We start from the raw sequence: 9,053 nt of genomic DNA on the forward strand, positions 1-9,053 counted from the left end.
TGTTTCACCATTCAGTTACATTAAGGAGCGTCCACTATGAAAGTTACCACTATTGCTATCGATCTTGCAAAGAATGTCTTCCAAGTACTTGGTATGGATGAGCATGCAAAGTCAGTCTTCAATAAACGGCTTAATCGAGCCCAACTGGCTGAGTTCATGCTGCAGCAACCCGCTTGCGATGTCATATTTGAAGCGTGCTATTCAGCTCATTATTGGGGGCGGAAATTCCTTGCCATGGGGCACAACGTTAAATTAATACCAGCACAACATGTGACCCCATTTGTTCGAGGTAATAAGAACGATAAAAACGATGTATTAGCTATTTTTGAAGCGAGTTTCAGACCTCACATCCGTTTTGTACCTGTGAAAACGGAGGAACAGCAAGAAGTATTAATGCTTCACCGGATCAGAGAGCGCCTTGTTAAACAAAAAACGGCCTGTACTAACCAAGTTCGAGGTGTATTTGTTGATTTTGGCCTCAGTTTTCCTCAAGGCTACAGCGCATTTGAAAGAGCCATGTGGGAAATTATGAGTGATGAGCATCAGCGACCAATGATAAAATTAATGGCCAATGACTTTTGGGATGAATATCAAACGCTCAACCAGCGCCTTGATCGAATTAACTCATTGATAAAGCAAATTGTTAAGCGAGATCCTAATGGGAGAATTTTATTAACAATCCCTGGTGTTGGGCCAATCATCGCTTCGGCATTTGCAGCCTCAATTGGTGGTGGCCAAGCCTTTAACAGCCCAAAAGAGCTCGCAGTGTGGCTAGGGTTAACCCCTGAAACAATTTGCTTCAGGTAATAAGAGTGTCAACGGTAAGATCAGCAAGAGAGGTAATTGCTATTTACGTAAACAATTGATCCATGGAGCAAGGACAGTCGTCAGTCATGCGAGTAAAAAAACAAGATGATTTAAACATGTGGATAAATCAGCTGAGGGGTCGAAAAAAGCATATGCTGTACCGTTGTGGCAACAGCACATCGTTTGGCAAGACTGATATGGATTTTACTTCAAAAACAGAGCCCATATGAGGCTCAATATGGTGGCTATCATGGCACATGTTAAAAGTGTTGTAGCTATCTTGCCAAGCTCGGTCAGGCCAAGGGTTTTTAGCCCGTCTGGGTGATAAGAGCGGCAAGGTAGCACATTAAAAACCAATCAAGGTTGTGGTAAACGATGAAGTAATGGCTCAGTCCAACCAATGTCAGCCAGAACAGGCCAAGGATATGCAGTAAACATAATCCGTATGGGTGTTTAAATTTTAACAGGCGCAAGGGTACGGATTTCATTTGGGGCGCATTTCCTTTTAAAAAAGACTTGTTAAGCCCGTATATATGGCAGTACAACCGCTTTTAGCGGAAAAGAGTCACATCAAATGACAACGAGATTAGTAGCAGGAAAGTAGATAACTGAGGTTAAAAATACCTTGGTTAGGCAGGTATTAGCTTGACTAACCGGGAGCGTCCATATATGGCCATGTTATTTCCAATTTTCGATTTTTGCCTCGCCACAATTGTGGGTGGCCATGTTATTTTTGTTATTTATTGGATGTCTCAGTTAATCTCCTATCATCAATAAATCAGACAATTCTGCCTTATCCAGATTTGAAAACTCAATCCCAATCAGCTCCCCTGCTGACCCAACAAAAAAATCTACTGACTGATTTCGATAAATTTTTACAGGTTTTATATCATTAGATAATATTAACCTCAAACTATTGTCATAACCACAAACCTTAAAATCTGAGTGAATATCTAGATATCCATCCTCAGGCCATTTTTCAACCTCAATAATAGGCATACACACTTCAACTGACAGCTCATTTTTTTCAGTTAAAGGCATATAAATTGGCTCACTTAACATTAAAATAGAGACTGAAGAAATACATCCACTATGGCTGTTTATAGCAATTTCAAGTAAGGTATTGTCAAAGTTTCCAATTCGCCAATATATTGGTACCTGACTTTTTTGATTTTGAAACTCTGCTATAAATGGTGTGTATCCACTCATATCTACACTTAATATTTCCAGCTCTTTTTTAGAAGTTATTTTTAACATTTTGCCTCACTTGGTAGGAGCATAACGTGCATGATATAAAGCTGGCAATTGCCCTTCAATTTTAGGTTTAGCAAATATCAACTCCCACCCATCTACTTTAGTCATTTGACGATAATTTAAAGGGAAATTTCCTGAACATACTCGGTTAAAATGCCATAACGCAATGTATTAATGTCAGCACTCGCATCACCATAGTCTGCATTATGCGTCCTATAGTCACATAAAACCGATGTGAAATTAACTAACTTGTCCGTCATCATCTTTAGCCCTTAGGTTTGCTTGGAAACATGGTCGTTATAAACCATTCTTTTCGTGTCTTATTATATGCGTAACGTGCGGTCACTTGCGTCAAAGACGGCACAAATACAGCCGTGGGCAAGCTTCCCCTGTCAACGCCCATCTGCAGTAAGGAGCGGCACCTTACGGTGCAAAGCCCACTCTAATATCATAAAAAATGAGGTCTTGCCTACCTGCTAAGCACATCTGGTAAAAGTAAGCAGATAACTTGGACATACAGAAAGGATTAATGCCATGGAGCACATGGAAGTGCTGAAATGGCCACCTTCAATCTTCTACCGATTTATCTCGGCGCACTTGATGGCGATGTTATTTGATTAATCAGCTAATGAGGCTACTGGATTAGCAACATAGCCATCCGAAACAAAAACATCAGATACATCACACTCTGGATACACCCAATGAGACCAGTTATTAATTAACCATTCTTTTTCTATGGCTAATTTACCTGATTCCTTAGGTAAAAGAATTAAAATCAAACCTGCTTTATAGCCAGAACTTACCATTAGCCCTTGCCCTTTACCCTCTTGAGAAGGCTCAAAAACCATAAAATCGATGATATTTTCATAGGGATATCCCCCTGCCAACCTGAAAACAGTACCGTGAGGAAATGAATCTCTATCACAATTTATTAATTTAATCCAGTTCATCATATTACCTTCAAATAATGTCCACCAGAAATGTCCTGCTTTCCAGATATAGGCTCTAGCTCTAGATCAATATTCACTTCACCTTTATGCTTCTCGTTTTTGGGTTTACAACTTCAAACATACAATTTAATGCTGCTAGCTCATCTTTATAGACAAAATCGACACCCTTGGTGTGCGCTAAATGAAAGGGGATGGGGGCGGTTAAATCGATTTTATTCATGTTTATACTCATTTCTATTCATCACTGATTATTCACAATGGCTATTAATCAAAAAACTTGACGGCGGCGGTTGTATGACTCACACGATGGCCTTTATGATCATGAACTATTGTGCATGTCACAGTGAAGCCCACTAAAGCTAATTTGGTATGAGGAAGGATACATTTATCAGTCAAATGTAAAGTAATCGAACATTATCCACGCAGGAATAAAAACTGCAACTTAATAATGACAATCTTCTACCGATTTATCTCGGCCCACTGGGTAGCATGGCTAGCTGTCGTTCGGTCATATTGACCCCGGATAATGTACCCGATGAAGGGATGAAACATGTAAGCCAACATTTAAGAAAAAGTGTCTACAACCTTGAAAAACACCGCATACTACCTATACTCCAAAAATGAATTTTTTTAATTACTGCTACACTCAATATACTGAATTATTTTGCTCAATATGGAATGCACAGTATGCCAAATAAGAAAAATAACGAAAAAGACAAGCAAGAATCTACTAGTTCATTAGGGGAACTTGATCAACTTAGGAAGATTGTATTTGGCGATGCACAGCAACAGTTAATAGCAAAATTAACCAAATTACGCAGTGATACGGAGCAAGCGCAGGATACACAAGATAAGAAATTTTCACTATGTATAGATAAAATGCAACGCGATTTTATCTATAAATTAGAGGAGCTAGATAAACGAATAAACGCGGTCGATAAAATGCATGACGATAACGAAGCTGATATTCAAAAGAATCACGAAAATTTGACTTGCGAACATGAAATGTTTGCTGCAGCTACGCGAGAAGACTTTAAAAACATTGATCAATCTCTTCACAACGAAAGTGATACGTTATCTAAAACATTTAATGATCAACTTGAACAACTTAAAAAACATCTTGAAGATGTGTCAAAAGATCTCCGCTTTTCTAAAACAGATCGTAAAACGCTTGCCCAATTGCTGGCTACCATGGCAATTAATTTGGAAGATGACCAGCGATAATGTCAAATCCGTCATCAACTGAACAAATTGAATCAGAGCAACAACTAGACAAAGTTAGGACTTTGATACTTGGTGAGAATAGTTATTTGGTGACTGATGTTATCAAAAAGGAAGCGCGCAATATTGTAGGTGATGTACTTACTGAGGCATTGCATGATAGGCAAAAGAAAGACGGGTCGGTGAATAAAATTTTACTACCGTTAGTGGAAGATTCTGTTCAGCATTCTGTTACTCATCATAGTGATAAACTCGTTAGTTCTCTTTATCCTTTAATGGGGAGTTTGGTTAGAAAGTCAGTGACCGCATTTTTGACTGATTTTATGGAGAAAACGAATCAGTTAATTGATAGTAGTTTTACCGTTAAGGGATTAAAGTGGCGATTTAAAGCTCACCAAGCTGGTGTGAGCTTTTCAGAATACGTTGCCTCAAAAACATTCGTTTATCGAGTGGAACATGTCTTCCTGATCCATCGAGAAACAGGATTATTACTGAACTCTGTTGATTTAAATAAAGCGGGTAAAAGTGATGCCGATCTGATTTCTGCGATGTTGACCGCTATCAATGACTTTGTCGGTGATTCATTTATAGAAAGTAAAGATGGTATAAAAGAACAGTTACAAACGGTCACTACCGATAATTTCAATTTATTAATAAAACCAGGACCAAGTGCATTGGTGGTCGCTGCAGTAACGGGCAATCCACCGCAACAGGTTAATGATCAATTACAATTGACGCTGGAAGATATTCACAACTTATATAATGATGAACTTAATCAATTTAAGGGTGATAATCAAAGCTTTATCAATGCTGAAAATATATTGCGTGATTGTTTATTATCACAGCAAAAAATACTAGATTCTGCGAATGACAAAAAATCATGGTACTTTTGGTCATTCGTGTTAGTTGCCATGACGATGATTGTTTTTCAAATATTTCAATGGTGGGTGAAAATAGAGTTAACAGACAAACTCATGAAATTTGACCTCCAACCTGGTATTATCATCAATCATATTTATGTGCATAATAATAAAAAAATTGAGCTCGATATACTGCGAGATCCTGATGCCATTACTTTAGCTGATTGGCTAAAAAAAACGAATTTAAGCATAGAAAACATTACACTTATTGAACGTAATTATTACTCTTTAGATCCTGATATTTTACATGCTCGAGCTAAAAAAATCTTGGCTAGATATCCAGAATTAAAAGCTGAATGGCAAGCAGAGCTGCTTAATTTAACTGGGGTTTTGGATAGAATTTCATTTGAAAAGCTATTACGTTCGCTTTCAGTGGCTGGCTTTATAGAAGGTGAAAATTTATCAATAAAACACATTCAGCTTATTTCTTCGGCCACCGTTGTCACGAGTAAGCTCGTTAAGCAAAAATTATTTAATGACATCGTTGGCAGGATCTCGACTGTTCAACTACATTTTTCAGTGGCTAGTCGTGAGGTTACGCCAACAATGCAGCTAATTTTACAGCAACTATATCAAGACATACAATTATTAAATCATTTAGCCGATGAACTTGAGTTAAGCTTTGGTTTATTGATCATGGGAAGCAGTGATAATACAGGGAGCAAATCCACTAATAATAAATTAAGTCAGCAACGCGCACAAAATACTGGAAATGCATTAAAGAAACTAGGGTTGAATGAACAACAGATGTATATCATGGGCTTAGGGCAAATAGACATTGCAAAGGTTAAAAATAAAGCAAGAAAAGTTATCTTTAACGTACTATATGTGAAGAAGTAAAATTTCAATATTAAATCTTAGCTGTTGAAAAGTAAGCTTTTTATTTTATAATTTATATCAGCTAGTAATAAGTAAATTAACTAGTATACGCACTCTCAATATCGACTTTGAAAGTTAGAAAAATTAAAGAGACAGGAGATGACTCTTGATCCAAAAGAAAATTTGTCTACTAGGCACCTCTAGCGTAGGTAAAACAAGCTTAGTTAAGCAATTTGTTGAAGGTATATTTGACGAAAAATACCTTACTACAATTGGCGTTAAAGTTGACAAGAAAATCATCTCTATAGGCAATGAACAAGTACAATTTATGCTGTGGGATATCGAAGGAAATGATCGTTACAATGTTTTCCAAGAACGCTATTTACGAGGTGCATCAGCGTATATTTTAGTCGTAGATCAAACACGTTTGTCTTCCTTAACAGATGGTATAGATATTCACACCCTTGTCAGAAAGTCTTCTAATTGCCCGGCAATTTTAGTCATAAATAAAAGTGATTTACAAAAAAATTGGCATTGGGACGATAAAGCCTTTGTCGCTTATCAAGGGCTCTTTGATTTACAATTTAATACCAGCGCAAAAACCGGAGAGAACGTAGAAGATATGTTTGTTTCGTTAGCTCAATTACTACAAGAGGATTAAGTTAAATGACCTCATTAATAAATAATGTACTCAATGCCATGCAGCAAATTATTATTGAAGTTGTTGATAGTAGCGCAGGTACGGCAAGAATTATTGAAGGCGAAAGCCAATGGTCTAACGACTTATTTCCTCATTCTCAGCATCGAAAAATTTTTAATATTGATGATAACTTTCCTTTTTTGCAAGACTTTCTTATTGATGCCGAATTAGTTTGGACTGATACAAAAAATGGTAAGGTACGTTCTGGTTTCTGGACAGAAGTGATTGGAGATAATCAAAAAGTACATTTAGAAGCGATTGCTATTAAGCAAGAACAACATAATTTATTAGTAATAAGTAACCTCTCTGAAGAGTTTATAATTCGTCAAAATACCATGCAATCAGCTCGAGATTTAGTGCTTCATCATGACCGGTTAGTAGAAACAAATGAGTACCTTCATACCCGACTGCTTGCAATATTAAATAAACCAACAGAGCAAAACGGTATTCTTGTCGCGCTGACTAAAGCAATAGAAAACACAGGTTTTTCGGTGTTAATAGCAGAGAGTAATTTTAATACCATTATTACCAATACAACAGCATTGAGTTTGTTTGAACAAGATAAACCGTCAGACGATAAACACACGAATCCAATGGCTGTCATTGTTCAATTATTGAAAAATCAAGTACCTGAATATGAAAGAATAATATCAACTAAATCGAGTTGGGATGGCGAACTTTGTTGGATGTCTCCACCGTCAACGCTAAAATGGCTAAAAGTGTCATTATATCCAGTATTAGGTGAGCTCAATGAAGTGAAGAACTGGCTAGTATTTGCGAATGATATTAGTAATACTAAGCACTTAGTACAAGTTAATGAACAGCTTGGTCTGCAAGATATGTTAACAGAGCTACCTAACCGCATCGCCTTTTGGCAAACACTTGAAAAGCAAGTCGCATTAAATATTCCTTTTTATCTACTTTATGTTGATATAAATGAGTTTAGGCGCCATAACGAATTTTATGGTCATGATGAAGGAGATAAACTACTGATTGAATTAAGTGTTCGCCTAAAAAACACCATGCAAGCATCAGATTTTATTGCTAGGGTTGGAGGCGATGAATTTGCCATTATTTTAAACAATATTAATAGCCAGCAAGCTTGTAAACATGAGGTTAATAAAATATTTAATGCGATGAAAAAAGACTTTGAAACAACAAAATCTGGCACCTTCAATATCTGCCTTAGTATCGGTGCTGCTAGTTTTCCTCATGATACCTTATGCGTTAAAGAATTAATGAAGTTTGTAGATTTAAGTGCGTATAACGGTAAAGAAGTTAAAGCAAATTCATTACAGTTTTATTCCCAGTCAATGCAAGATGCTTCGCATCAATTAATTGAGCTAGAAAATGAACTGAGACTAGCCATTAAAAATAATGAATTTGAATTATTCTTACAACCTATCGTTGACTTGGAACGAAATAAAGTAGTGAAAGCTGAAGCGTTAATACGCTGGAATCATTCAACTAAAGGCATGATTTTTCCTGATGTTTTTATTCCTGTTGCAGAAAAAAGTGGACTCATTATCATGCTTGGTAAATGGGTTATTGATAGAGCTTGCCAAATAGCTAAAGAAATTAATGGTATGGGTTATGAATTAAGGATCTCGATAAATCTTTCACCTTCTCAAGTATTCGACATAAACCTGTTTTCAGATCTGCATGCTTGCGTTAAACACTATAATATCGATCCAGGTCTGTTAGAGCTGGAAATAACAGAAGGTGTATTAGTTGATGATTATTCAATAATTGAACAATTACTGAATAAAGTTAGAGCACTAGGCATGAGTGTTTCAATTGATGATTTTGGTACAGGATACAGTTCATTGGCTTACCTAAAAAAATTGCCTGTCGATATTTTAAAAATTGACCAATCATTTATTAGAGATATTGTTAATGATGATAATGATAAAGCTATTGTAAAAGCGATAATTTCAATGGCGCACAATTTAAATTTAGGTGTTATTGCTGAAGGTGTTGAAACCAAAGAGCAATTAAGTTTCCTTCATAAAAATGATTGCAATGCTGTACAAGGTTACTTATTTAGTAAACCTGCTGAATTTGATAAGTTTATAGCGTATTTAAAAGATGAAAAAAATGGCATAGTTCAAATTCACTGAACATATACAGGCTCATCAGGACCTGACCCTTCTACACCTAGCTCTTCCACACAAATATTGAACTTTCTAAGTAACCTGAGCTCGGGTTAAGCAGCGCCGCTTAATATCGCTATTTTGGCCCCTATCTTTGTTGTGCTTTCTAGTAATAGCCAGCTATTACGTACGAAATCCCGCCTTGATATCGACAAAAATGTCGGCATTAAGCAAGTGGGTAGATGAATAATGATCAAAAGTGGTTTAGCTTGTTGATTTAAAGTAAAAA

General features: G+C 36.6%; 7 protein-coding genes and 1 pseudogene. 5 read left to right on the forward strand and 3 right to left on the reverse strand.

All coding sequences use genetic code 11. The annotated features are described in order from the left end of the window. Positions 1–36: 36 nt before the first annotated feature. Positions 37–1,071 (forward strand): annotated as a pseudogene (locus HQQ94_RS13380) (IS110 family transposase). Between the two features lie 492 nt (positions 1,072–1,563). On the opposite strand, the gene HQQ94_RS13385 reads toward HQQ94_RS13380, so the two are convergent. The 3 genes from HQQ94_RS13385 to HQQ94_RS13395 all read right to left on the reverse strand — a co-directional run bounded on the left by HQQ94_RS13385 (position 1,564) and on the right by HQQ94_RS13395 (position 3,231). After that, entirely contained in the window at positions 1,564–2,064 is a 501-nt protein-coding gene (locus HQQ94_RS13385; RefSeq protein WP_173294890.1) for a hypothetical protein, read from the reverse strand. A gap of 614 nt (positions 2,065–2,678) precedes the next feature. Further along, a complete protein-coding gene (imm45, locus tag HQQ94_RS13390; protein ID WP_217274040.1) occupies positions 2,679–3,014 on the reverse strand; it encodes an Imm45 family immunity protein in 336 nt (111 codons plus the stop codon). A gap of 70 nt (positions 3,015–3,084) precedes the next feature. After that, positions 3,085–3,231 carry a hypothetical protein gene (locus HQQ94_RS13395; protein ID WP_173294891.1) on the reverse strand — a complete coding sequence of 49 codons (147 nt, stop codon included), beginning with the start codon at positions 3,229–3,231 and terminating at the stop codon, positions 3,085–3,087. Between the two features lie 467 nt (positions 3,232–3,698). Here HQQ94_RS13395 and HQQ94_RS13400 point away from each other — a divergent pair, with 467 nt between their 5' ends. The 4 genes from HQQ94_RS13400 (at position 3,699) to HQQ94_RS13415 (ending at position 8,791) form a co-directional block, all read left to right on the forward strand. Next, positions 3,699–4,235, forward strand: coding sequence for a hypothetical protein (locus tag HQQ94_RS13400; protein ID WP_173294892.1), 537 nt, complete (start codon positions 3,699–3,701; stop codon positions 4,233–4,235). Next, the gene (locus tag HQQ94_RS13405) at positions 4,235–5,992 is read left to right on the forward strand and encodes an OmpA family protein (protein ID WP_173294893.1); all 1,758 of its coding nucleotides are present in this window, start codon (positions 4,235–4,237) and stop codon (positions 5,990–5,992) included. Before HQQ94_RS13400 ends, HQQ94_RS13405 begins: the two co-directional genes overlap by 1 nt. Before the next feature lie 145 nt (positions 5,993–6,137). Continuing rightward, the gene (locus HQQ94_RS13410; protein WP_173294894.1) at positions 6,138–6,632 is read left to right on the forward strand and encodes a Rab family GTPase; all 495 of its coding nucleotides are present in this window, start codon (positions 6,138–6,140) and stop codon (positions 6,630–6,632) included. Between the two features lie 5 nt (positions 6,633–6,637). Beyond that, positions 6,638–8,791, forward strand: coding sequence for a bifunctional diguanylate cyclase/phosphodiesterase (locus tag HQQ94_RS13415; protein ID WP_173294895.1), 2,154 nt, complete (start codon positions 6,638–6,640; stop codon positions 8,789–8,791). Positions 8,792–9,053 lie beyond the last annotated feature (262 nt).

It is taken from the genome of Shewanella sp. VB17 (assembly GCF_013248905.1).
Lineage (GTDB): Bacteria > Pseudomonadota > Gammaproteobacteria > Enterobacterales > Shewanellaceae > Shewanella.

Excerpts from the sequence above, each read along its gene's own strand:
- HQQ94_RS13385 (WP_173294890.1), bottom strand. The coding sequence starts at position 2,064 with ATGTTAAAAATAACTTCTAAAAAAGAGCTGGAAATATTAAGTGTAGAT.
- imm45 (WP_217274040.1), bottom strand. The coding sequence starts at position 3,014 with ATGATGAACTGGATTAAATTAATAAATTGTGATAGAGATTCATTTCCT.
- HQQ94_RS13395 (WP_173294891.1), bottom strand. The coding sequence starts at position 3,231 with ATGAATAAAATCGATTTAACCGCCCCCATCCCCTTTCATTTAGCGCAC.
- HQQ94_RS13400 (WP_173294892.1), top strand. The coding sequence starts at position 3,699 with ATGCCAAATAAGAAAAATAACGAAAAAGACAAGCAAGAATCTACTAGT.
- HQQ94_RS13405 (WP_173294893.1), top strand. The coding sequence starts at position 4,235 with ATGTCAAATCCGTCATCAACTGAACAAATTGAATCAGAGCAACAACTA.
- HQQ94_RS13415 (WP_173294895.1), top strand. The coding sequence starts at position 6,638 with ATGACCTCATTAATAAATAATGTACTCAATGCCATGCAGCAAATTATT.